Here is a 21,962-nt window from a genome sequence, read left to right on the forward strand (position 1 = left end):
CAATAGATCCGGCAGATTATGCAGGTTCCCGCACGCGAACTTACTTCCCGGCTTGCCCGGTTCCGGGCAGAGATGGACCTCCGCTCGCCCGGCTGGTCGCTTGCCGCCATCACCGAAAGGATCAACCTGTACTATTTTACCGGCACCATCCAGGATGGCCTGCTCCTTATTCCCCGGGGTGGCGATGCCGTGTTCTGGGTGCGGAAAAGCTTCGAGCGGGCGCAGTGCGAATCGCTCTTTCCTGATATCCGGCCCATGAAGAGTTACCGGGACGCAGCCGCGGCAACCCGCCCGGTACAAGGGCCGGCGTACCTGGAGCTCGATTCTGTTACGCTCGCACAGTACGGGCGGATGCAGAAACATTTTGCCTTTTCCGCCCCCCCGCTCGCGCTTGATGCGCAGGTGGCCGCAGTCCGGGCAGTAAAAAGCCAGTACGAGCTTTCTCTCATGGAAAAGGCCGGGAAGATCCACCGGCACGTGTTTGAGGATTGCATCCCGGATCTCCTGGTCGAAGGCATGGATGAGATTGAATTTGGCACCCGGCTCTATTCGCTCATGATGCAGGAGGGCCACCAGGGAATTGTCCGGTTCCGGATGTTTAACGAGATGCTTCTTGGCCAGGTTGGTTTTGGGGTAAGCACGATCACGCCCACGTGTGTGGATACACCCGGGGGGATCTCCGGGCTCCACCCTGCCATCCCGCTGATGGGAAACCGGGAGAAAAAACTTAACAAAGGCGATCTCGTGGTGGTTGATACCGGCTGCGGGGTCGAAGGCTACCATACCGACAAGACCATGAACTATATGTTCGGGAAGGCGATTCCCGACGCGGCCATCAAGGTTCACGAGAAGTGTGTTGCGGTGCAGGATGAGGTGGCGTCAATGTTGAAACCGGGTGCTGTACCTTCAGAGATCTATGCCACGGTGGTGGCCGGCCTCTCCCCGGAATTTAAGGACGGGTTCATGGGATTTGGACAGAACACCGTGAAGTTCCTTGGCCACGGCATCGGGCTTGAGATTGACGAGAGCCCGGTCATTGCGCCGGGTTTTGACGAACCCCTGCAGGAAGGGATGGTTTTTGCAATCGAGCCAAAGAAAGGAATTGCCGGCCTTGGCCTGGTCGGGATCGAGAACACTTTTGTTGTGACCCCGCAGGGTGGCCGGTCCCTGACCGGCAACAACCGCGGATTAATCCCGGTCGGATTTTTGACCGGGTAAAAAAGATCGGGCTCCGATCACACAATTACGTGCTCTGCCAGCGCAGGCAGTATTTTTGGATCCGGTCAAAGAAGAACATCAGTACGATCACGACCACGGCAATAAGGATGATGCCGGCAATCACCTTGTCGTAGTTGGCAAAGTCGTGGTTGTACTGGATGTACCACCCCAGGCCGGAGGTTGCTGCAATCATCTCTGCCACGGTCAGGGTGATAAACGACATGATAAGTGCAATGAATGCCCCGGAGAAGATCGAGGGCAGTGCTCCGGGGAAGAGCACTTTTCGTAGGATATCCCGCTCCGAGAGGCCCAGGGTCTTTGCCGAGTTTATCAGTCTCCGGTCAATGGAGAATACCCCATAGACCGAGCCCACAAGGATCGGCCAGAACGCACCAATGAAGATAAGGAAGATCGATGATGTGGCAAATGTGGGGAGGAGCACGATCGTATACGGGAGGTACGCGGTCGGGGGAATGGGCGAGACCGCCTTTGCGATGGGGTAGGCCACGTCAAAGAGCCGTTTTTTCCACCCGAGGTACAGCCCGATCGGTATCGCGGTTGCTAGGGCAAGGGCGTACCCGGCGCCAAGGAGCGCAAGTGAGTTTACAAGCCCTGTAAGCATCAGGGAGTAATCTGCCCCAAATACCGCAAAGACCTTGGCCGGCCCGGGAAAGAGCAGGGGATCGAGCAGCACGAGTTTCCCGAATGCTATTTCCCAGATCAGGAGCCCGGTGCTCACCACCAGAAAGAGATCGCCCACAGTCACGGCCTTTTCCGGGTACACGAAGAGTCCCGCGACAAAGGCAGCGAGCAGGAAAACAATCACTCCGACAAAGACGATATTGCTGGAGATTGCCTGCTGCGGTGCATCGGGGACGAGGGTGGCGAGCGCAAGTGTTGCGACAAGCAGCACGACCGCTGCTGTACCGGTCGGTGTGAGACGGAGGGGCAGGCTCATGCCGGTGTCCCCCCGGCAACCGGCTCTTCGAGCTGGCGATCGAGGTCATCAAGCATCTCGCAGTAGAGTACCGAGAGAAGATGGGACTTGAGCGCAAGGTACTCGGGCTGTGCCCCCAGTGTCTTCCTGCACCGCGGGCGTTCAAACGGGATCTCGATCACTTCCTTGATCCTGCCCGGGGAAGGAGACATGATCGCGATCCGGTCCGAGAGGAGTAATGCTTCATCCACGTCATGGGTGACAAAGAGCACGGTCTTCCTCTTCTCCCCCCGGGTCCAGAGCCGGAGCAAAAGATCCTGCATATAGATCCGGTTGAGGGAATCAAGGGCCCCGAAGGGCTCATCCATCAAAAACACCTTCGGGTCTAAGGAGAACATCCGCGCGATCGAGATCCGCTGCCTCATCCCGCCGGACAGGGTGTTGGGGTACGCGTTGCGGAATTTTTCCAGGCCGACCAGTTTCAGGAACCGCTCTGCCTCGGCATCGAACGAATCCGGATCCCTTTTCCCGTTGGCGTGCTCAATGGCAAACCGGAGGTTCTCAAACGCGGTCATCCAGGGAAAGAGCGAGTAGTCCTGGAACACGGTTCCCCGGTCTGTCCCGGGCCCGGTCACCGGCTGGTCATCGATGAGGACTCGGCCGGTGGTCGGGGCCCGCAGCCCCGAGACAACGTCGATGATCGTGCTCTTGCCACAGCCCGAGGGCCCGATAAGCGAGATAAACTCACCCTCCCGGATGTGCAGGCAGACCTTGTTGAGCGCCTCGTGGTTGCTGCCGTTGAGGCCGAACACCATGCTGATATCCTGCAGTTCGATTGTTGCCATAAAACCTCCTTTGCATCGCTGGCCCGGAAAAACACGATTCTTTTTAGGAAATGCAGGTACTGGCGTACACACGGAGTCCTGTTCCCGTAACAACAGTAACCTGTTTTTGTCGGGTCTTTTTGGGGACCGGAAATATCATTTTCCCCGGTCATTCCCTTCTGGTCTTCCGGTCGTTTTTCTCCCCCCCCCCCTTCGCAGAGGGAGGCAGGTGGTCCGAAAACACGTCCCTGCAGTTGCCGGCCGGCTTGTATTACAGATATAAATCGCAAAAAAACAAATTTATACGCTGATAATTGAGCAATCCTTGGCGCGATTCTTCATTTTCCGGGAATTTGAGGCAAAATTTGCCCCTTTGTGCAGAGCACGGCGTTAAGATATCCGGCACTTCATGCAAAATGTCCCTGCTATTCATAAGGGATCTGGCAGGCCGGAAAAACAGTATCAGGGGGTCTTTTCTGTCAGACCGCCCCGCTCCATCCGCAACACTCTGGAAGCATATGCGGCAAGGTCGGGATTATGCGTCACCATCACAATCGTTGTCCCGGCCGCATGGATCCCGGCAAAGAGTTCCATGATCTCCCTTTCTGTTTCAACATCCAGATCTGCTGTGGGTTCATCGGCAAGGATCAGCGCCGGCTGGTTTACGAGCGCCCGGGCGATGGCAACCCGTTTGAGCTCCCCTCCCGAGAGGTATGCCGGGGAGGCATCCTCTTTCCCGGAAAGGCCCACCCGGTCAAGCAGAGCGCGGGCGGCATCCGCATTGGCCGGGTGCCCCGCGAGGGACTGGGGGAGGGTGACATTCTCAAGAGCCGACAGCGCAGATAACAGACCCGGGAACTGGAAGACAAATCCTATTGTCTTTGACCTGAACGCGGAGGATTCGTCATCGTCCATCTGGCTGATCTCCCGGCCGTTAATCTTCACGCTCCCGGCAGTGGGCCGGGTAAGGCCCCCGAGAATGTTTAAGAGCGTGGTCTTCCCTGAACCCGAACGGCCGGTGATGAGGACAAATTCTCCCTTCTCGCTGGAAAATGAAAGACCGTCAAAGAGCCGGAACTCCTTACGGCCGGCAGGGTAGGTCTTTACAAGGCCGGATACCTCGATCATAATTCACCACTCCTCATTGCCAGATAGGGTTCTGTCCGTGCCGCATGGAGCGCCGGGATGACTGCAGCAGCAACCCCGATTGCCGCAGTCACGATAATCGTTGTCAGGGCGAGCGTGGCAAATTCCCCGGTTGCCGGGAGAGCAAGGGGGATCCCAAGGGAGGATGCGATGTACTGTTCAGAGAGCAGGAGCCCCCCCAGTGAGGCAAGGACACCAGTGATCCCCCCGGCAAGTGCCAGCACCAGGGACTCCCCGAGGATGAGGGAGAAGATCCTCTTTTTTGTTGCCCCGAGAGCACGAAGGATTCCGATCTCCCGCATACGCTCGTTTGCCGCCATCAGCGAGATAATTGCGATCAGGGGTAGCGATACAAGGATGGCAACCAGCGCCGCGAGATCCAGCAGTTTCACTGTCGCGTCCAGCTGTGTGGCAACCGTGCTTACCAGAGACTGCGGGGTGAGTACTTTGACACCGGGAACCTGTTCGGTGATCCTTTCAGCCACCAGTGCTGCCTGTGACGGGTCCTGCACCTTTACGAGTACTACCGAGATATCGTTGTCGGGAAGGGCGAACATCTCCTCTGCGTAAAACTCTGACAGGTGTGCCATCATCCGTGCGTCATCCTCCCGGATAAAGACAGAGAAATCGACGCCGGTCCCGGTCGGTTCGAGCCGGCCGGCCACAACGTACGGCTGGCCGTAGTAGTAATTCGTTGACCCGATATCCCCGGCAAGACCGCTCCCGAGGATGACCTCGCCATGTCCAAGCGGCTTTTGCTGATGCTCAGAAAGCCAGGGCGTGATCGTGAAGTCCCGGTCAGGATCGAACGCGATTATCTGGACAAGCGGGGAATCGTGGTTATCCGGATTGGTGCCGAAATAAGACTGCGGGGCTGCCTGTGCCACGCCACTCACGTTACTGACCTCGTCAAGGACGGACCGGTCAAAGAAGAAGGTGGAGGGCTCCCCGCGCAGGAGGACATCCTCGCTCTCCGAGGTGTACTGTGCTGGGACAACAACGAGGTCAGCGCCGAGCCGGGAGAGTTCCTGGTGGATGCTGCCGGTAGCCCCCGCCATCAGCACGTGGCCCAGGAAGATGCTTGCGGCGATGAATGCAAAACAGACAAAGAGCGCGCCGTTCCTCACGGGGCGGTAGGCTATATTCTTTCCAATCAGTCGTATCATTGTGAGTCAGCCCGGGAAGACCCTGTTGAGCGCTCCGTGGCTGCTGCCATTGAGGCCAAACACACTCCCGATATTCTGCAATTCGATCGTTGCCTTCCACACATTTTTGGTTCACCTTACTGCGACCGTAAAAAAAAGAGTATTCTTTCGTTTTATCCATCCTGAGTCTGGTATATGGCTTCCTGTTGTGCATAGAACGGATCAGACGGGTTTTCTTTGGCGAGTTCATCCAGTGCCTGTTTATATACCGATGTGTCGACGTGATCATCAATATTAACCGTCGTATTGATGTAGTTCATGTTTTTCATCATCGCGTAGACATTGTCAATAGCGTGGAGATTGGGATCCGGAGAGTTGTAGGTCTCATTGTCGGTCATGGCATCCTGCAGAACCGATCTGTTCACCGGGACGTATTTTCCAACGATATCAACGGATGCATTCGGATTTTGTTTCAGCCACTCATACGACTCGATGAGTGCTCTTTCGAATTTGACATACGTGTCGCGGTTGGCATTAAGGTTGTCTGTCAGCACCGCGATACGGCAGCAGGGGTGATTTGGATAGAAATCCCCGGTATAAAGAACCACGGTGAATCCCTCGGTTTCAGACTGCTCCATGTAGGGTGTCCAGACCATCCCGGCATCAGCTTTACCGGACTTGACTGCGTCAAGAACGAGTTGCGGGTTTGCAAGTTCTACGATCGTAACGTCCGTTGTTAAGTTGAGACCCGCCTTGGTTAAGGCATCACGGAAATGAATATCACCAGTTGATGCCCTGACCGTTGCGATGGTCTTACCTTTAAACACTGTCAGATCGCTGAACTTTGTAAGGTTCTGATACTGGTCGGCCTTGTCCGATGTAACAACAAGGCCTGCGGCATCGCCGTCAAGACCCCCGATGATCGTCTCGTTATACCCTTTCGAGATATAGATCAGCGGCACGAGACCAAAGCCACCTACATCGATCTTCTTTGAAATAATGGCATTTGTTCCCTCAGCACTGTTCTGGAACTGGACGAGATTGACATTCAGCCCCTCTTTTTCAAAGTACCCCTTTTCCTGAGCAATAAAGATAATCGCGTGACCGTTGTTGGGCAGGTATCCCACGTTGAGTGGCTGGAGTTGTTGCTGTGCAGGAGAGGAGGATACAACAGGGGTGTTTGCCGTGTTCGATCCGCTAAAGGCATAGAATGCCACCACCGCAACGGCGATGATCACAACAGCTGCAATGATATACGTGTACTCTTTCTTTACCATGTTAGTTACTCTCTCTGGCCCCCGGCCCGGTGGGTGGCGGTGCGAAAAAGGCACACACCTTCCTGTGGTATGCTTTTTTCGAAAGTCGGATATTGTCCCGCCCCCTTTTGTCCCGCGCTCTTTTTTTACCTAAAGAGCCTCTTCTAAAGGGGTGAAAACTCCCGCAACAGGCCGCACACCGGGTATTTCAGCCGTCCAAGTTTTTTGAGGGAAAATAATAAAAACACGGATGTAGAAGCCAAACCTGCCGAAGAGATCCAAATACCGGAAAATCGCGGCAATACTTTCTCAAATATTTTGGATTATATCATTTTGAGAAGACTTTTTAGATGTGGCAAGGATCATCTCATCAGCAACCCCTCCCCGACCGGGTACTTCCCGTACCCCGGTGCGGCCGCTTTCTGTTTCCCGTGCTGACAGATTTACTGAGTCCGTCATCCGCGAGATGACCCGGCTCTCCCTGCAGTACGGTGCGGTTAACCTTGCACAAGGATTCCCGGACTTTCCCTGCCCGGATGAACTCAAAGCCGCTGCGTGCCAGGCCATCAACGCTGACATCAACCAGTACGCAATCACCTGGGGGGCACCCGAGCTCCGCGAGGAACTCTCCCGCCGGGTGAAAGCCTACAACGGTATGGAGTTTGATCCGGCAACCGGTGTCACGGTCACCTGCGGCTCGACCGAGGCAATGCTTGCCTCGCTCATGGCGGTGATCCGGCCCGGCGAGGAAGTGGTGGTGCCCGAACCGTTCTACGAGAACTACGGCCCCGACACGATCCTCTCCGGCGCCGTGCCCCGGTATGTCTCCCTTGGCGACGATTTCTCGATCGACGAGGAGGCATGGAAGGAGGCATTCAGCAAAAAGACCCGCGCAGTCGTGATCAACACGCCCAACAACCCGACGGGGAAAGTCTTCTCGAAAAAGGAACTCTCGTTTATTGCCGACCTCTGTGTTGAGAACAACGCGATCGCGATCACCGATGAGATCTACGAGCATATCCTGTACGACAGGAAAAAACACGTTTCAATCGGCTCTCTCCCCGAAATGCAGGACCGGACGATCACCCTCGGGAGCTTCTCCAAGACCTACAGTGTGACCGGCTGGCGGGTCGGGTACGCGCTTGCCCACCCCGAACTTACCGGGCGGATCCGCAAGATCCACGATTTCTTGACCGTGGGCGCCCCGGCACCGCTCCAGCAGGCCTGTGCCGCTGCACTGCGCCTGCCCGAATCCTATTACCGGGAGCTTGCCGAAAGTTACGACAGAAAACGCCGGATCCTCTTTGCGGGCCTCAAAAAAGCCGGGTTCTCCTGCACGCTCCCTGAGGGGGCGTACTACATCTTCACTGACATCTCCGAATTCGGGAAGACCGATGTGGAGTTTGCCCGTCACCTTGTGCAGACTGCCGGGGTTGCCGCAGTCCCGGGAAGCTCGTTCTACCACACCGGTGGAGAAACAAAACTCCGGTTTACGTTCTCGAAAAAAGACGAGACCCTGCAGGAGGCCTGCAGGCGCCTCGAAACGATCGCATAACAACAACATGGTGCTCTCATGACTGAAAAAAAATACTGGGACAAGGAAATAGAGACCATGCCCCGTGACAAGCTGGAGAAATACCAGCTCAGGCTGCTCAAGAATGAAATTGCCTTTGCCCGCAAGGGATCGGCATTTTACAAGAAATACCTCCCGGATATCACCCTCAAATCGATCGACGATATCCAAAAACTCCCGTTTGTGACCAAGCAGATCATCCGGGAGCGCCAGCAGGCAAAAGAGCCCTTTGGTGACATGGTTGCGGTCCCGGAAGAAGAGATCGTGTACATCTCTGCATCGAGCGGCTCGACCGGTGTCCCGACCGCTTCGCCGTTTACCGCACAGGACTTCGATGACTTCATCGACTGCCAGGCCCGGCTCTTCTGGAGAAGCGGGATGCGCCCGAAGGACCGGTACATCCATGCCCTGAACTTCTCGCTTTTCATTGGCGGGCCGTGCGTGCTTGGCGCACAGAGACTGGGGGCACTTGCCATCCACGCGGGCTCGATCCCCTCGGAACGCCTGCTCAACTTTGTCAGGCAGTTCAAGCCCAACTGGACCTGGACTACGCCGTCCTATGCGTGGTACCTGGGTGAGACCGCAAAAAATGCCGACCTCAACCCGGCAAAGGACTTGAGCCTGCGCAATTTCATCTGCTCGGGCGAGCCCGGCGGCGGGATCAAGGAGACCCGGGAGAACATCGAGGCGCTCTGGGGCGCAAACCTGTACGAATATTATGGCCTCTCGGATATCTTTGGGGCCTGCGCCGGGTCGTGCACGGAGAAGTCCGGGATCCATATCGAAGAGGATCACATGATAGTCGAGGTCCTTGACCTCAAGACCGGGGAGCCGGTCGGGGAAGGGGAGCGTGGCGAGATGGTGCTCACCACCTTAAAGAAGCGCGCCCGCCCGCTCATCCGGTTCCGGACCGGGGATATCGTCACGTACACTGACGAGAAATGCAACTGCGGCCGGACCCACAAGCGCCTGTCCGGTGTCCACGGGAGGACCGATGACATGCTCATCATCAAAGGTGTGAATGTCTTCCCCAGCGACGTCGAGGCAGTGGTCCGGAGCCTGGACTTTTTGACCGGCGAGTACCGCCTGATCGTTGACCGTGAGAAACACCTCGATACTCTCGCCATCGAAGTCGAGAACACGAAAAAGACGATCCCCGAGGTCCAGGATATCCTTGCTACCGCAATTAAGGCCCGGCTCGGTGTGAAGGCTGATATCATCGTCCACAAGCCCGGCACGCTCCCCCGCGAGACCCACAAGGCAAAGAGGATTATCGACAAGAGAACCAAGGTCTGGGGATAATCCCCATGCTTCTCCCGGGCCGGGAGAACTGCCGGTGCCGGCCCGGGGAGAAAAATCCCGGTCTTTTTTTTTAGGATCCGCAGGAGCGCGGACCTGACAAAGACACCCCGGGCGCCGGTATCATTCTTCCAGAACGGATGTGGTTGTGATCGCAGAAATTCCCAGCACCGAATATGTCCTCAACTGCACCTCGGCCTGCGCCGGGTGCGGTGACTCGCTCGCCCTGCGGTACGTGCTCAAGGCGGCAGGTCCGGACACGATCCTTGTGATGCCGGCCGGCTGCACGGCCGCGTTCCAGGGTGTGTACCCGAAGACCGCGTATGCTCTCCCGGTGGTAAACATCGCCTTTGCGGCCGCCGCCGCATCCGCATCGGGCCTCTCAACGTTTTTGCGGGCGAAAGGAAAGAAGACAAAAGTCGTGGTCTATGCCGGGGATGGTGCAACGCTTGATATCGGGCTCTCGGCAGTCTCGGGCGCGTTCGAGCGCCGGACCGATTTTTTGTATGTCTGCTACGACAACGAGGCCTACGGGAATACCGGCATGCAGCGCTCGGGGGCAACGCCCATTGGGGCAAAGACTACGACGACACCTGCGGGAAAGCCTGAGATAAAAAAGGACATCGATACGATCATCGCTGCCCACGAGCCGCCGTACCAGGCAACTGCCTGTGCCGCATACCCGCAGGACCTGTTCAGGAAAGTACAAAAAGCCCTCACCTTTGAAGGCCCGACGTTTGTCCACATCCTTACCCCCTGCCCGCCCGGCTGGCGGTACTCTGCGGAAAAGACCGTGGAGCTGGGAAAACTTGCGGTAAAATCCGGTATTTGGGCGCTCTACGAACGCGAGAACGGGAAACTTGTGATCAGTGCCCCCACAAAGGCCGCGATGAAAAAGCCGGTCCCGCTCGAAGAGTATCTCGCGCCCCAGGGGCGCTTTAAGGGGATCGATTCGGCCACGGTGGCGCTGCTCAAAGGCCGGATTGCAGAAAACTTCCGGCGGCTCGCCGCTGAGGAGGCGGGATCGTGAGAAAGATCTCCACGGGGAACAAGGCCGTTGCCGAGGCAGTGGCCCTTGCCCGGCCCGATGTCGTGGCTGCCTACCCGATCACGCCCCAGTCAGATATTGTCGAGACGATCGCGGAGTTTGTTGCTGCCGGGAAACTCGACACGAAATATATCCCGGTTGAAAGCGAGCATTCTTCGATGGCTGCCTGCATTGGGGCAGGCATTGCAGGGGCGAGGACGTTTACCGCGACAAGCTCGCACGGCCTCACCTATATGCACGAGATGACCAACTGGGCGGCCGGGGCCCGGCTCCCGGTGGTGATGGCAAACGTCAACCGATCGCTTGCCCCCGGCTGGAACATCTGGGTCGAACACTCCGATGCGATCCAGGAGCGCGATACCGGCTGGCTCCAGATCTGGGTCTCAACGGTGCAGGAGGCCTATGACACCACGCTTATGGCATTCCGGATCGCCGAGCACAACGATGTCCTCCTGCCGGTGATGATAAACCTTGACGGATTTACCCTCTCGCATATCATGCAGCCGCTCGACACGGTCGAGCCCGGGGATTTTATCCCGCCCATCCACCTGCCCGACCCGGTAGATCCGGCGCATCCGGCAGGGTACGGCACAATCGCCGGCCCGGCCGACCAGTTCCGGTTCCGGTACAAAATGGAGCAGGCAATGCAGGATGCAAAGGCTGTGATCGCAGAGACGGAGCAGGACTTTGCCCGGCGTTTTGGCCGGACGTATAGTGCAGCCGAGGAGTACCGGGCCGGCGATGCGGATGTGGTTGTTGTGGCCCTTGGCACACTCGGGAAGGAGGCGGAGGTGGCAGTCGATATTCTGCGGGACGAGGGGATAAAAGCTGGGTCCGTACGGCCCCGCTGGTTCCGACCGTTCCCGGATCTCGACCTTGCCGGAAAGGAGCTTGTGGTCATTGACCGCGATTATTCGTTTGGGTTTGGCGGGGTGCTGGCTCATGAGATCCGGTCCAAATACCTCACCAAAGTCTTTTCCGTGATCGCCGGCCTCGGCGGACAGGAGGTCACGTACGATGATATCGCGGAGTTTGTCCGGAAGCGCCGGATCGGGGAAGAGTTCTGGTTTGGGGTGAGCGATCATGTTTGAGGTCCGGATCCATTCACGGGGCGGGCAGGGAGGAGTGACCGCGGCAAAACTGTTGGCCGGTGCCGCGCTTCATGACGGGAAGTACGCAACCGCCTGCCCGTTCTATGGCGCCGAGCGCCGGGGAGCACCGGTGGTCTCGTTTGTCCGGATCGACGACCGTCCGATCAAAATTTACAGCCAGATCCGGGAGCCGGACCTTGTTGTTGTCCTCGATGCGAGCGTGATGGAGACGGTCGATGTCCTGCACGGGTTAAAGACCGGTGGCAGGGTCTTTGTCAACAGCGCCCACCCACGGGAATTTGCCGGTTACCGTGCGGCCCATGCCGATCTCACCGGTATTGCACTCAAAGAGAGCCTTGTAGTCGCGGGGAGCCCGATCCTCAACACCCCGGTGATTGGGGCACTTGCAAAAGCCGGTATCGTGTCGCCGGGCTCGGCCACAGCGGCGATACGGGAGATGTTTTCCGATGAAAGGAATGTGCGTGCGGCCGAGGCCGCGTACCGGGAGATGAGCGCATGAGCCCGTACCGGAATGAACATGTTGCCATCAGCAGGCCGGTGGCCGGGTCTGCCGGCCATACCGGGGCATGGCGGGTCTTCAAGCCGGTTGTCAATAGGGAGAACTGCAACGGATGCGGGATCTGTGCGCTCTATTGCCCGGATGCCGTTATCGGGGAGGATCTCGTCATCGATCTTGCGTTCTGCAAGGGCTGCGGGATCTGTGCAAACGAGTGCCCAAAAAAAGCGATCGCGATGGTCCGGGAAGAGAAGTAATTTTTTGGCCGGGAGGCTTGGCTCATAACCGCGCCTTATTTATCTGCCCGTGCGCCATCGCTCCTCATGATCGGCATCTCGACCTACTGCCTCATCGAGGAGCCGCTTTCTGTAGCGCTGGACCGGCTGACTGCCCTGACCGATCTCATCGAGGTGATGGACGAGGGTCCCCATTTCGTGGACAGCACGGAGCCCTTCGAGAGCTATACCGCGGACTTTATCCTCCACGCCCCGTACCACGGCATGAACATTGCCTGCCTTTTTGAGAGTGTGCGCCGGGCAAGCGTGGACGTGATGACCGCCTGCTTTGCCCAGGCAGCAGAGATCGATGCCGCCGTTGTCCTCCACCCGGGGTATTTTGCCTGGGCGCAGGAACGGGAGCAGGCTGCAGCGCAGTTTGCCAAATCCCTTGCCGAACTCTGTGCAGCAGCATGCGAATATTCGGTCTCCTTCTCGTTTGAGAACATGGGGAACATGGACTTCTTTAACCTGCGGACGCCGGCAGACCTTGCGCTCATCGGGGACTGCGGCTTTACGCTTGACGTCGGGCACGCAAACCTCAACGGTTGCCTGCCCGGGTTCCTTGATACACACTTCTCGCACCTGCACCTCCACGACAATGACGGGCGGCGGGACACCCACAGCCCGGTGGGAGAAGGGACGATCGCTTTTCCTGCGGTGATTGCCGCGATGCGCCAGAAGAAAGCGACCGCAATAGTCGAAGTGAAGAGTTACCCGGGAGCGATCGCGAGCTTGAAACTGCTCGAAACGATGTGAGAAGATCCGTGCAACAGGGGTTGCAAAAAAAAGAGGTCCTCCTGCAGGGGTCGGTGTTTGCAGGAAGAACGCCGGGTCGTGGGGTTGTGTGTCGGTGGTTGATCCGGAGGAAGTGCGGATAAATCCGGATTTTTATGGGGGGCGGCTATATATTTCCTTCAGGAGAGAACTTAGGTAAATGGCACAGAAGACCTGTCCTTACTGCGGTGCACCTGTTGACCCGAACCGGAGTGCCTGTCCGAATTGCCGGAAAGTCCTTGCGGCAAAGAGTCCCATGACGCCGTATATCGTCGTCGGCGTACTGATCGTTGTGATTGTTGTAATTGTTGCGGTCCTGCTCATAAACCCGGTACAGGGGCCGGGTCCGGGGACGTCAATTGTACCGTCAGTCACCGTACAGCCGACAAGTGCAGATGCATCATCCATCCCGCCACAACCAACATGTTTCGTTGATATCACGCCCAGCAGAGCGTCGTCATCCGCAATTCAGCTCCAGGTAATAAGTACCACCTGTGGCTCAGGTGATATCACAGCGCTTCAGGTCTCGATCAACGGGGTCAACAAAGGGACACTCGGTACCAGCCCGGGCGCCAGTGCCACGTTTGCCGCGCCCTCTTCGAGCAGCATTGTGGTGACGGCGAAATTTGCAAACGGTGCGGAGTCTGTTGTGTACCAGAACCCGGCACTCTGACACTTCTGCACTCTTTGGTCTCCATGCGGACCCCGGCCGGGTCCGGATTTTTTTACGGTTAAACAGGTTTCCTGCCCCGGACCAGGTAACCGGTGTAGCCGGAGGCAAACGTTCCGCGCCGGGCGTTCCGGGCGAGATCCTCTTTTATTTCGTGCACTTCGCCAGCGTTCAGGAGTCCCGCTGCATTCATCCGGTCAAGCAGCGCAGGGATGTCAAAGACCTTCTCCGCGATCTCAGGGTCGGTGAGCGCAAGGGCTCGCGGCTCAGCGACGACATCCGTGAGCCCGGCATCAGAAAAGAGAGTGGCGAGATCCTTTCCCACCCGGCCCGATGCAAAACTGTCGCTCCAGAACCGGGTAAGTGCGGCTGCAGCGTGCCGGTTGTCCAGGGAGAGAGTGAGCGTGTCCCAGTCATTGTCAAAGGCAACGAGCGTCCCGCCCGGCTCAAGGACCCGCACGAGCTCCTGTACCACCCGGCCCGGGTTATGGAGGTGCTGGAGGACACGATCGATCCGGCATGCAGCAAACGTACTCTTCCGGAACGGGACGGACAGGAGGTCGCCCCGGACAAGGCAGCACCGGGCCCGGTGATCAGCGATCCGTTCTGCGGCGGTTGCAAGGAGCCGGGCGCTCGCGTCAAGGCCAATGAGCCTCGAATCCGGGGAGAGGAGCCCGGCAAGGGCCAATAGATCGTTTCCTGCACCGCAGCCGGCGTCAAGGACAAGGCCGGGGCGGGTACCGGCAAGGATCCGGAAACTCTCGTCTTTTACGCGCCTGAAGAATGGGATACCGGCAATCAGATCGAGGCAGCGGGTGCAGGCCGGGGTATCTGTCGATCCGTCCACGTCGCGAAAACCGGTGGCGAGGTACTGCTGCGGAGGCGGGGGAGGTGCGGTCATACGAATGGCTCAACAGGTTGTTGGGCGGGAGAAAATGTAGGTTTTACGCTGACCGGGGGATGTGCCCGTAGCCGCACCTGCCAGTCCCGCCCGGCCTCCCCCCGGGGGAACCGGGGAATTCGTGATTTCGCCATTATACAATCCCCGATCTGCTTGAAAACCCCGAATAGGGGTTTTCCGGGAAACGGCCCGCAATGCCCTTCCGGCAGCCGATCCGGGCACCGGACGACCAATCCAGTGTGTCATTTTTCGCGGCCAAAGAAAGCCCGCTATATTGCAGGTTTAAACGGCCTTTAATTCGGGTATTTTTTGAAAATACGCGATTATATCGGGATTTTCTATGGGCGTGGACAGCATTTCCTGTGGAGATACGATCCGGAATCCGGAAGAGGGGAATCGGGGTCTGAATTGGGCCCGGATTGGGACGAAAAAAGGTAGGTATTTTTTGGGAAATAGATATGCGAGGGTGCCCCCCCTGTGGGGTTTGCTCGGCCGCCTTGTCGGGGCCTCGCTTGGCGAGAGAGCAACAATGAGCCCTTCAATTCCACTATACGGATTATCCTGAAATTGCCGTGAAATGTATGAAACGGCGAAACAATTCCGGAATTAATGTGTGATAATCCACATATTCTGGATTGAGATAGAATCGAGTGGGTCTTGGTCTTTTCAGTACTTTATAAATCAAATCTCTATTATAGCGAGTTCTGTCTAGTATTCCAATGAAATAATCGGGGAATTCGTATTCTGAGTATATCCTGCTCAAATCGAGTGAACCGAGGACTTCTGAAAGTCCCATTGAGTAAGTCTTATCGAGAATAATTAATGTCGGAGAATTGTATCGTGGTTCAAACGGCTTGAAGTGATGACTGTATTCCTTGTATATCTTATTAAAGGTGTCATTTCTTTCACTGTCTTCAAAGAATCTCATTTTTGGTTTTTCTTCAAACATTAACTCTTCGTCTAATGGAAGACGGGGAGATACTACTTCAATAAAAATATCATGGCCACTTTGATTTATTTTAAAATCCGCCTTTGTCGAATTCTTCAAATTTGGGATTATATCTGGATCGATCAGGGGATCGTACCCACACTCTCTAAGATTATCATAAATTTCAATTTCAAGATAATGTGAAAAAAATGCGCCGACCAATTGTTGTCCAAAGGATTTTGTGCAATATTCAGGATATTTCGTCAACAAGCTTTCTAAAAAAGATAATTGACACGAGAATTGTTTGGATTCTCCAGAACCCAGAAGAACTTCATAGATTTTCGATTCGGAAATTTCATGTTTTCTTGATTTAGGGATCTCTCCTTTGAATTGATCAAAATGTAATTTCGATCTGGGTGTACATTGTGGAATTATTTTTTCCAAATGGGGATATTTCTTTAATGCCTCATTGATTACTGTCACAATTGGATCTTGGATTTCATCCAATGAGTGCTTTTTAGAGGAATCCATAAAAAAATTTTACATCTTAATCTGAGCCAGCGCATCAAACACATTCTTCCGGTACACTGCCGGGTCGAGCATGGGGTACTGCTCCTTTGCCTTTGTAATGTCCGGGCTGGTGCCGGTGGCAAGCGCGTCGAGCCGGTCGAGCGTCCGGGCCGCGGTGTCCAGCACCCAGAGGTCGCGGGTCTCCTTTTCCACGACCGTGATTGATTCTACCCGGACTGAGACAAGGTACGACCCGTCCGGCTTCTGGTACAGGTTGGGCTTTCCCGTAACCGAGACAAAGGCCGGTGTCTCGATCTTTGCGAGCTGCTGCATTGCCTCGGGCTGGTAGCTCCCCGCCATCACAAAGAACGTGCCGGTCGGGTCGATAACCCGGCCGCGGTAAAAGACGTTCTGCTCGCCCTGCCGGCTTTTCTCGGTCAGCGTCCCGGAGATAAAGATCCGGTTGGAGCGCTCACCCGTGGGGAGAAGGACAAAGGTCGGGCTCTTCTCGTCCTCGCCATCCTTGAACTGGTACCGGCACTCGCGCAGCTCGCTTGCAAAGACCCGGCGGGCCGGCTCGCGCTCGAAGCTGGCATCGCGGCGCCCTCCCATCTCCGGAGCAGTCGAACTCATGAGGCACCCCCGGCGCGGTTGAGGAGCTTTGCATGCTCCCCGCTCTCAAAGTGCATCTTCTCACAGGTGTTTACGAGCAGCCGGTTCTCGATCTCCCGGCCCTTGCACACCACGTACCGTCCCAGCACGCGGTCGCGCATCTGCAAAAAGACCTCGTCCATCCCGAGCGGGTTGTTCTCTGCGATCTCCTTTGCCTGGTCGAGTGTCATGCCGGTCAGTGGTTCCACCACGTCACGCTTGAGGAGGATGTTGTGCGTCTTTTCGCCATCATCCAGCCATCCCTTGATCCGGAGGTCGTACTCGAACCGGGGCTGGATCTCGTGGATCGGACAGTAGTTTTGCCGGGAGAGGGCACGGTTGCAGCCCGGGACCGGGCAGCGCTTAATGATCCCCGAGCCGGGCGCAATGTGGACAAGTGCCCCGCGGACCTCGGTGTCGCCACCGGTGACGGTGGCAATATCGCCTTCCTCCTGCATGATGGCCGCGCCCGTGATGTTGAGCGAGAGCCGTTCGTTGAACTCGTCGGCCTGCGCATAGAAGATCGAGTATACCGCGCCCACGGCAAGTTTCTCCTTTCCCTGCTCCTTCCAGATGATGAACTTCACCGTGCCGGTCTCGTCACCTATAAGGCCGGACTGGAGCATCCGGTCGTGGGTTGTGTCCCATTCCTGGACCACTTTCGCGCGGACGCTCCCGATGCCGGGGTGCAGGTCTTTTATGGCACAGGGTGCGGGGATGAGCGGGTCGGTCCGGTCAATTGCGGTGATCGTGGTCCCCGAATGCACCTTGAGATTGGGGATATTCTTGTACTCGTCTACCACGGCCGAGTCGAGGCGGTACCACGCGCCTTCGTCCATCTTTGGCGCATTGGACTTGGCCCAGACCACAAATCGGATTGCGCCCGATTCGTCGGCGAGGATCCCACTCTGGGCTATTGCCGGCGATGCGGGCGCGGAAAGGGAGACCACTTTGCCTTCGATGGTCACCCAGTCCCCGGGCCGGGCATCGGCGATCTTCTTCTCGCTTGTCGCCCCGCCAGCCGGGCCGGGAGTTCCTGGCACTCCCGCAGGGGTGATGTTGAACTCCTTATTCAGTTCGTTTGTCACGCTGCGCTCTGCTTCGGCCGGCTGGACACCGAACTCCTCGACAAGCCTGCGCAGCTTGCCTTCGATCTTCTGGCGGTCAATCTCGTGGCCGGTTTTTGCATACTTTCGGGAGATTCTCTCGGTTGCTTCGGAATAATCCATTTCTTACATCTCCAAGGGTAGATCGGAATTCATCTGTACTATATATCTGGTAGCGTGCGCTGTGAAAGTAAAGAGGCTTACCGAAATGTTACTAATTATCTCGCCGCGATGGTGAGGTTTATGAGCCGGTGCGGGGACTTTAGTATACTATGGCTGATTTAACCGCAGACTCTACGATCTACGATCTTCTCCAGGCAAAACCCGAAGCGACCGAAGCCCTCTTCAAGTTCGGCATGGGCTGCGTGGGCTGTGCAATCGCCCGCGGCGAGACCATCCGCGAGGCTGCAGAGGCTCACGGCATTCCTCTTGCTGAGCTCTTAAACGCGCTTGGGATCAAGGAATAATCTTCTTTTTCTGTTGTTTTTGGTACTGCACCAGCTCGTCGAGCGGGGCATCGGGATAGCGTTTGAGGTAGTCCGCGACCGCCGGCTCATGGATAAGGGTGCAGCGCGAGCAGCTCCAGACCTTCCCTCCGGAGGAACTCACAGACCAGTCGCCGAGCGCCTCGTTTTTGCACGGGTAGAACGGGCAGTAGCAGAAGTCGCAGCGCTGCCCGGGAAAATGGCAGGGGTAATAGGGGCAGTTGACCGGCGACCACTCCACCCAGTGCCCCCCCTCTAACCGGCTGTAAATAAAAAAGGCCGGTTCCTCGTTTTCCGCCCCACGTTCGTACCGGCGCAGGGCCTCGGGCACACCTTTGAGCACGGCTTCCCGCAGTCTCTGGCCGGGTTCCGTGATCCGCCCGGCGTACCGGTGCAGTTTTTCCCCTTCGCACGCGGCGATCACGGCATCGGTGGGAGTTCCCGAATCCCGGCCGGCCGCGATCAGGGCCTCGGCCTTTGCCTCGGTGGCAACCAGAATCATTTCGAGCAGCGCTGAATCCTCCATCCCCTCGCTGCTGTATACGATGATATTGATGGTCCCGGCCTCCTGCGGGGGATGCTCCCGGATGCCGGCGGTCACAAAGACCGTGACAAAATCGTACTGGAGCACGCAGAGGTGCCGGAGGGGAACGGCAGTAAGGAGGCCGAAAACACAAGGGCCGATACCGGCCGCAGCAGCGACCAGTTCGATCTCTTTTTTGGGGCTGTCGTGGCTCCAGTCGGCAGGCACCGTGTGGTTGAACAGGGTGGTGACATCCCGGATCCCTCCATCAATACCGGTACTCGCGGCGCGGAATGCACCGCGGACAAAAAGGGTTGAGTTCTTGGTATAATATCTCATGCCACGGAGTAGCGCATCCGGTCCTTGAGTTCCTGCTGTTTGCCGGAGTTCCAGCCGGAAACGTCCTGCAGGTACCCGGTCACGCGGCTGATCTGGACAACGTCATGGGATCCGCACTCGGGACAGACGGGCTTGCCGCAGAGCGGGCAGTACTCGATCCCGGAGATCATCTCGTGGGAGCAGTGGCAGTTGTCCAGCGGGCACATGATCTCTAACTTTGTCTCGCCGCAATTCGGGCAGGGGTTCTGGTCCACGATGAGGTGGCAGGTGTGGCACTTGTATTTTCGCTCGGATTCGGGGATATCTTCGAGCTTTTTGTATTTTTCCGCGGTTGTCCTTTGCTCCGTGCTCCAATCCATACTACTACATTGCAGAATTGCTTAATAAACTTTCAGGCCGTGCACTGAAGGTATTATCGCATTTAAATAGCAGGTCGGGGCGCAGGAAGGGATCGGGTCGCAAAAAAGCGGTATTTTATCGTTTCTGTCGCCTGCGGGCAGCTGCATAGGACTGCGCGGCAGCGGCCGGATCCGGGGCATCGTAGATGGACCGGCCCACGATGATGCCGTCTACGAGTTCAGCGATGGAGTCCACGCTCCCGCCCTGCGTCCCAACCCCCGGGGAGAGGATCTTCTTGTCGCCCACAAATCCCCGCAGGACCGCTACCCGGTCCGGCCGGGTGGCCGGCGCAATGATCCCGTCTGCACCTGCGATCACGGCATTTGCGGCAATCTGTTCCGCGATCCCGCCCGAGAAAAACTCTTTTCCCCCGGGGTGGCTCATCTCGGCTACCACGTAGCATTCGCCGTGGTGAGTCCGGGCCGAGGCAACACAGGCCTTGACCGAGTCCATGCCGCAAAAACCCTGGCAGATAATTGCCGAGAAACCGGCGAGAAAGACCTGGTCGCAGATGAGCTGGTTTGTGTTGGGGATGTCGGCCACCTTGAAATCGGCGATCAGCGGAAGGCCGGTCTTTTTCAAGTCACCTGCAATGGAGAGGCCGGCCGCGAGCGCAAGCGGATAGCCGACCTTGATCGCATCGATGTGCGGGGCACAGGCTTCGGCAATTGCGAGCGCCTTTTTCTTTTCTGTTACGTCCAGCGCAAGGATCAGATCAGGCATGGGATAACCGCTCCATGACCGCCGCCACAAGGACCGGCAGGGTGATCGTGGCATCGCCGTACACCGTCACGGCCTGCGCCTCTTCGGTGATCTTGCCCCACGACTTGGCCTCATCAAGCGTTGCGCCCGAGAGACCGCCGAGATCCGGCCGGTCGCCGGTCAGCTGGACCGCGTAAGAAAAGCCATTCGGGGTCATGAGCATGCTCTGGAGGATGAAGTTTTTGGGCACGCCGCCGCCAACAATAAAAGCCCCGGCCTTTTTTGCGGTAAAGCAGGTGTCCAGGAGCGCCGGCATATCGGCAAAAGCATCCACGGTCACCTTGTTTGTCTGCGAAAAGAGCCAGTACTGGAGTCCGACCATCGAGTCCTGCACGGCCGGGCAGTATACCGGGATACCCTTCTTTGCCGCTGTGGCAAGGATGCCGGTTTTCAGGTGCAAGCCGATATGGTGCAGCAGGCCGGAGATGGAAACGGTACTCCTGGGTTCGAGTTTGCCGTACACCCCTTGCATGAACTCCTCGAAGTGCTCAAAGGCCTCGTTGGGGAGATAGACATCGTAGATCCGGTTAATCTCGTCGTGCCGGAGCTCGATATCGCTGCAGAACGCGGTTCCGTGGAAGTGGTGGCAACCGATTGCCTCGATGATGTCGTGGGTGAGATTTGCGCCGGTCGAAACCAGGATATCGATGTGGCCGTCCCTGATGAGATCGGAAACGATCCCTCCCATGCCGGCCGGGACCATAGCGCCGGCAAGCCCGAAGAATTTTGTCGTCTCCTTGTCTTTGAGCATCTGCTCGTAGATCCCTGCCGCGTGGCAGAGCGAGCCGCCGTTATATGCGCCGGCCTTGCCCATTGCATTGACAAGCTCCCCGACCGTCATACCGGGCCGGATATGCATCTGGGAGACCGGTTCATCGCACTGGTGTTTCATTATATTTTTTCATCCCCGTTTGCTGTCAGCAGTATTGGCGCTGCCGGCTCATAACACTGTTTGGAATGGCAGAATCTCCTTTTCTCTAGCAAGATATTTACCCAAAGAGGGTGGCCTTTTATCTATGCAGGACGTGCGTTTAACGATCAAGAAGCGCGCATTCCCCAGCCACGGCCGGGTGCGCCTCAACGCCGCAATCCTCCCGGACCTTGGTGTCGCGGAAGGGGAGCATGTGGATCTGATTAACGAAGCCGCCAAAAAATCGGTAAGCGTCACCGTTATCGCCGACTCGATGGTCCCGGCCGGGCAGATCCGGGTAAGCGAAGAGGATCTCAAAAAGATCGGCCTTTCCGAGGGAAGCGAGGTCCTCGTCCGGAAATCGGTTGCCCTTAAGGAGAAGCTCTCCAAGGCTGCTGCCGAGGCAAATGCCTCGCTTGAAAAGGAGGCAAAAAAGATCGATGCGGCCGCAAAGAAAACCGCCGGCGATGTTTCGGCCGGGGCGGCATCAGCGGCAAAAACCATAAAAAAAGAGACCGATAAGGCTACAAAGAGCATAGGCAAGGCGGTCTCGAAAACCACAAAAGACGTAAAAAAAGCGGTAAAAAAGGCCACCGGGAAGGAGAATGACCTCTGATATGATCTCCCCCGCGCGTAGTAAACAAGGGCCGCGGCCGGGACAGGGGGCGTAGA

Annotated in this window: 24 protein-coding genes; 11 read left to right on the plus strand and 13 right to left on the minus strand. The window is 57.1% G+C overall.

Annotated elements, in window-relative coordinates:
• Window positions 1-18: 18 nt before the first annotated feature.
• The gene (locus MBOO_RS00830) at window positions 19-1,218 is read left to right on the plus strand and encodes a M24 family metallopeptidase (protein WP_011991173.1); all 1,200 of its coding nucleotides are present in this window, start codon (window positions 19-21) and stop codon (window positions 1,216-1,218) included.
• A gap of 25 nt (window positions 1,219-1,243) precedes the next feature.
• On the opposite strand, the gene MBOO_RS00835 is transcribed toward MBOO_RS00830, so the two are convergent.
• The 5 genes from MBOO_RS00835 to MBOO_RS00855 all read right to left on the minus strand — a co-directional run bounded on the left by MBOO_RS00835 (window position 1,244) and on the right by MBOO_RS00855 (window position 6,547).
• Window positions 1,244-2,176, minus strand: a complete 933-nt coding sequence (locus MBOO_RS00835) for an ABC transporter permease (RefSeq protein ID WP_011991174.1) — start codon at window positions 2,174-2,176, stop codon at window positions 1,244-1,246.
• On the minus strand, window positions 2,173-3,000 hold the full coding sequence (locus MBOO_RS00840) for an ABC transporter ATP-binding protein (protein WP_011991175.1): 828 nt from the start codon (window positions 2,998-3,000) through the stop codon (window positions 2,173-2,175). The genes MBOO_RS00835 and MBOO_RS00840 overlap by 4 nt, the downstream gene beginning before the upstream one ends.
• A 441-nt stretch (window positions 3,001-3,441) precedes the next feature.
• On the minus strand, window positions 3,442-4,107 hold the full coding sequence (locus tag MBOO_RS00845) for an ABC transporter ATP-binding protein (RefSeq protein WP_011991176.1): 666 nt from the start codon (window positions 4,105-4,107) through the stop codon (window positions 3,442-3,444).
• Window positions 4,104-5,291: an ABC transporter permease gene (locus MBOO_RS00850; protein ID WP_011991177.1), complete on the minus strand. Its 1,188-nt coding sequence runs from the start codon at window positions 5,289-5,291 to the stop codon at window positions 4,104-4,106. Before MBOO_RS00850 ends, MBOO_RS00845 begins: the two co-directional genes overlap by 4 nt.
• 152 nt (window positions 5,292-5,443) lie before the next feature.
• Window positions 5,444-6,547: an ABC transporter substrate-binding protein gene (locus MBOO_RS00855; protein WP_052291879.1), complete on the minus strand. Its 1,104-nt coding sequence runs from the start codon at window positions 6,545-6,547 to the stop codon at window positions 5,444-5,446.
• A 331-nt stretch (window positions 6,548-6,878) separates the two neighbouring features.
• On the opposite strand from MBOO_RS00855, the gene MBOO_RS00860 reads away from it, so the two are divergent.
• The 8 genes from MBOO_RS00860 to MBOO_RS00895 all read left to right on the plus strand — a co-directional run bounded on the left by MBOO_RS00860 (window position 6,879) and on the right by MBOO_RS00895 (window position 13,779).
• Window positions 6,879-8,081: a pyridoxal phosphate-dependent aminotransferase gene (locus tag MBOO_RS00860; RefSeq protein WP_011991179.1), complete on the plus strand. Its 1,203-nt coding sequence runs from the start codon at window positions 6,879-6,881 to the stop codon at window positions 8,079-8,081.
• An 18-nt stretch (window positions 8,082-8,099) separates the two neighbouring features.
• Entirely contained in the window at window positions 8,100-9,401 is a 1,302-nt protein-coding gene (locus MBOO_RS00865; protein ID WP_011991180.1) for a phenylacetate--CoA ligase family protein, read from the plus strand.
• Window positions 9,402-9,540: 139 nt separating this feature from the next.
• Window positions 9,541-10,428, plus strand: a complete 888-nt coding sequence (locus MBOO_RS00870; RefSeq protein ID WP_011991181.1) for a thiamine pyrophosphate-dependent enzyme — start codon at window positions 9,541-9,543, stop codon at window positions 10,426-10,428.
• Window positions 10,425-11,537 (plus strand): transketolase C-terminal domain-containing protein, encoded by a 1,113-nt coding sequence (locus MBOO_RS00875; RefSeq protein WP_011991182.1) that lies wholly within the window; start codon window positions 10,425-10,427, stop codon window positions 11,535-11,537. Before MBOO_RS00870 ends, MBOO_RS00875 begins: the two co-directional genes overlap by 4 nt.
• Window positions 11,530-12,057, plus strand: coding sequence for a 2-oxoacid:acceptor oxidoreductase family protein (locus MBOO_RS00880; RefSeq protein WP_011991183.1), 528 nt, complete (start codon window positions 11,530-11,532; stop codon window positions 12,055-12,057). The genes MBOO_RS00875 and MBOO_RS00880 overlap by 8 nt, the downstream gene beginning before the upstream one ends.
• On the plus strand, window positions 12,054-12,311 hold the full coding sequence (locus MBOO_RS00885; RefSeq protein ID WP_011991184.1) for a 4Fe-4S binding protein: 258 nt from the start codon (window positions 12,054-12,056) through the stop codon (window positions 12,309-12,311). The genes MBOO_RS00880 and MBOO_RS00885 overlap by 4 nt, the downstream gene beginning before the upstream one ends.
• Before the next feature lie 66 nt (window positions 12,312-12,377).
• Entirely contained in the window at window positions 12,378-13,088 is a 711-nt protein-coding gene (locus tag MBOO_RS00890; protein ID WP_011991185.1) for a sugar phosphate isomerase/epimerase family protein, read from the plus strand.
• A gap of 178 nt (window positions 13,089-13,266) precedes the next feature.
• Window positions 13,267-13,779: a DUF2116 family Zn-ribbon domain-containing protein gene (locus tag MBOO_RS00895; RefSeq protein WP_011991186.1), complete on the plus strand. Its 513-nt coding sequence runs from the start codon at window positions 13,267-13,269 to the stop codon at window positions 13,777-13,779.
• Window positions 13,780-13,837: 58 nt separating this feature from the next.
• On the opposite strand, the gene MBOO_RS00900 is transcribed toward MBOO_RS00895, so the two are convergent.
• From MBOO_RS00900 to MBOO_RS00915, 4 genes are all read right to left on the minus strand, one after another.
• Entirely contained in the window at window positions 13,838-14,677 is an 840-nt protein-coding gene (locus MBOO_RS00900) for a class I SAM-dependent methyltransferase (protein WP_011991187.1), read from the minus strand.
• Window positions 14,678-15,233: 556 nt separating this feature from the next.
• A complete protein-coding gene (locus tag MBOO_RS00905; RefSeq protein ID WP_011991188.1) occupies window positions 15,234-16,136 on the minus strand; it encodes a hypothetical protein in 903 nt (300 codons plus the stop codon).
• 9 nt (window positions 16,137-16,145) lie between these two features.
• Window positions 16,146-16,748: an RPA family protein gene (locus MBOO_RS00910; RefSeq protein ID WP_011991189.1), complete on the minus strand. Its 603-nt coding sequence runs from the start codon at window positions 16,746-16,748 to the stop codon at window positions 16,146-16,148.
• Entirely contained in the window at window positions 16,745-17,995 is a 1,251-nt protein-coding gene (locus MBOO_RS00915) for a nucleotide-binding protein (RefSeq protein WP_011991190.1), read from the minus strand. The genes MBOO_RS00910 and MBOO_RS00915 overlap by 4 nt, the downstream gene beginning before the upstream one ends.
• A 149-nt stretch (window positions 17,996-18,144) precedes the next feature.
• On the opposite strand from MBOO_RS00915, the gene MBOO_RS00920 reads away from it, so the two are divergent.
• Complete coding sequence (locus MBOO_RS00920) at window positions 18,145-18,339, plus strand: DUF1858 domain-containing protein (RefSeq protein ID WP_011991191.1); 195 nt, start codon at window positions 18,145-18,147, stop codon at window positions 18,337-18,339.
• Here the strand turns inward: MBOO_RS00920 and MBOO_RS00925 are convergent.
• The 4 genes from MBOO_RS00925 to MBOO_RS00940 all read right to left on the minus strand — a co-directional run bounded on the left by MBOO_RS00925 (window position 18,329) and on the right by MBOO_RS00940 (window position 21,272).
• Window positions 18,329-19,219: an adenosylcobinamide amidohydrolase gene (locus MBOO_RS00925; protein WP_011991192.1), complete on the minus strand. Its 891-nt coding sequence runs from the start codon at window positions 19,217-19,219 to the stop codon at window positions 18,329-18,331. The two genes, MBOO_RS00920 and MBOO_RS00925, sit on opposite strands and share 11 nt — an antisense overlap.
• Window positions 19,216-19,578: an anaerobic ribonucleoside-triphosphate reductase gene (nrdD, locus tag MBOO_RS00930; protein ID WP_011991193.1), complete on the minus strand. Its 363-nt coding sequence runs from the start codon at window positions 19,576-19,578 to the stop codon at window positions 19,216-19,218. The genes MBOO_RS00925 and nrdD overlap by 4 nt, the downstream gene beginning before the upstream one ends.
• A gap of 115 nt (window positions 19,579-19,693) precedes the next feature.
• Window positions 19,694-20,341 (minus strand): orotidine-5'-phosphate decarboxylase, encoded by a 648-nt coding sequence (gene pyrF / locus MBOO_RS00935; RefSeq protein WP_011991194.1) that lies wholly within the window; start codon window positions 20,339-20,341, stop codon window positions 19,694-19,696.
• The gene (locus MBOO_RS00940; protein ID WP_011991195.1) at window positions 20,334-21,272 is read right to left on the minus strand and encodes a deoxyhypusine synthase; all 939 of its coding nucleotides are present in this window, start codon (window positions 21,270-21,272) and stop codon (window positions 20,334-20,336) included. The genes pyrF and MBOO_RS00940 overlap by 8 nt, the downstream gene beginning before the upstream one ends.
• Window positions 21,273-21,396: 124 nt before the next feature.
• On the opposite strand from MBOO_RS00940, the gene MBOO_RS00945 reads away from it, so the two are divergent.
• Window positions 21,397-21,906: a hypothetical protein gene (locus tag MBOO_RS00945; protein WP_011991196.1), complete on the plus strand. Its 510-nt coding sequence runs from the start codon at window positions 21,397-21,399 to the stop codon at window positions 21,904-21,906.
• The last annotated feature ends 56 nt before the right edge of the window (window positions 21,907-21,962 follow it).

It is taken from the genome of Methanoregula boonei 6A8, assembly GCF_000017625.1.
Lineage (GTDB): Archaea > Halobacteriota > Methanomicrobia > Methanomicrobiales > Methanospirillaceae > Methanoregula > Methanoregula boonei.

Excerpts from the sequence above, each read along its gene's own strand:
- MBOO_RS00910 (WP_011991189.1), bottom strand. The coding sequence starts at position 16,748 with ATGAGTTCGACTGCTCCGGAGATGGGAGGGCGCCGCGATGCCAGCTTC.
- MBOO_RS00915 (WP_011991190.1), bottom strand. The coding sequence starts at position 17,995 with ATGGATTATTCCGAAGCAACCGAGAGAATCTCCCGAAAGTATGCAAAA.
- MBOO_RS00840 (WP_011991175.1), bottom strand. The coding sequence starts at position 3,000 with ATGGCAACAATCGAACTGCAGGATATCAGCATGGTGTTCGGCCTCAAC.
- MBOO_RS00925 (WP_011991192.1), bottom strand. The coding sequence starts at position 19,219 with ATGAGATATTATACCAAGAACTCAACCCTTTTTGTCCGCGGTGCATTC.
- MBOO_RS00945 (WP_011991196.1), top strand. The coding sequence starts at position 21,397 with ATGCAGGACGTGCGTTTAACGATCAAGAAGCGCGCATTCCCCAGCCAC.
- MBOO_RS00905 (WP_011991188.1), bottom strand. The coding sequence starts at position 16,136 with ATGGATTCCTCTAAAAAGCACTCATTGGATGAAATCCAAGATCCAATT.
- MBOO_RS00895 (WP_011991186.1), top strand. The coding sequence starts at position 13,267 with ATGGCACAGAAGACCTGTCCTTACTGCGGTGCACCTGTTGACCCGAAC.
- MBOO_RS00885 (WP_011991184.1), top strand. The coding sequence starts at position 12,054 with ATGAGCCCGTACCGGAATGAACATGTTGCCATCAGCAGGCCGGTGGCC.
- MBOO_RS00855 (WP_052291879.1), bottom strand. The coding sequence starts at position 6,547 with ATGGTAAAGAAAGAGTACACGTATATCATTGCAGCTGTTGTGATCATC.
- MBOO_RS00880 (WP_011991183.1), top strand. The coding sequence starts at position 11,530 with ATGTTTGAGGTCCGGATCCATTCACGGGGCGGGCAGGGAGGAGTGACC.
- MBOO_RS00845 (WP_011991176.1), bottom strand. The coding sequence starts at position 4,107 with ATGATCGAGGTATCCGGCCTTGTAAAGACCTACCCTGCCGGCCGTAAG.
- MBOO_RS00940 (WP_011991195.1), bottom strand. The coding sequence starts at position 21,272 with ATGAAACACCAGTGCGATGAACCGGTCTCCCAGATGCATATCCGGCCC.
- pyrF (WP_011991194.1), bottom strand. The coding sequence starts at position 20,341 with ATGCCTGATCTGATCCTTGCGCTGGACGTAACAGAAAAGAAAAAGGCG.
- MBOO_RS00835 (WP_011991174.1), bottom strand. The coding sequence starts at position 2,176 with ATGAGCCTGCCCCTCCGTCTCACACCGACCGGTACAGCAGCGGTCGTG.
- MBOO_RS00850 (WP_011991177.1), bottom strand. The coding sequence starts at position 5,291 with ATGATACGACTGATTGGAAAGAATATAGCCTACCGCCCCGTGAGGAAC.
- MBOO_RS00865 (WP_011991180.1), top strand. The coding sequence starts at position 8,100 with ATGACTGAAAAAAAATACTGGGACAAGGAAATAGAGACCATGCCCCGT.
- MBOO_RS00830 (WP_011991173.1), top strand. The coding sequence starts at position 19 with ATGCAGGTTCCCGCACGCGAACTTACTTCCCGGCTTGCCCGGTTCCGG.
- nrdD (WP_011991193.1), bottom strand. The coding sequence starts at position 19,578 with ATGGATTGGAGCACGGAGCAAAGGACAACCGCGGAAAAATACAAAAAG.
- MBOO_RS00900 (WP_011991187.1), bottom strand. The coding sequence starts at position 14,677 with ATGACCGCACCTCCCCCGCCTCCGCAGCAGTACCTCGCCACCGGTTTT.
- MBOO_RS00890 (WP_011991185.1), top strand. The coding sequence starts at position 12,378 with ATGATCGGCATCTCGACCTACTGCCTCATCGAGGAGCCGCTTTCTGTA.
- MBOO_RS00920 (WP_011991191.1), top strand. The coding sequence starts at position 18,145 with ATGGCTGATTTAACCGCAGACTCTACGATCTACGATCTTCTCCAGGCA.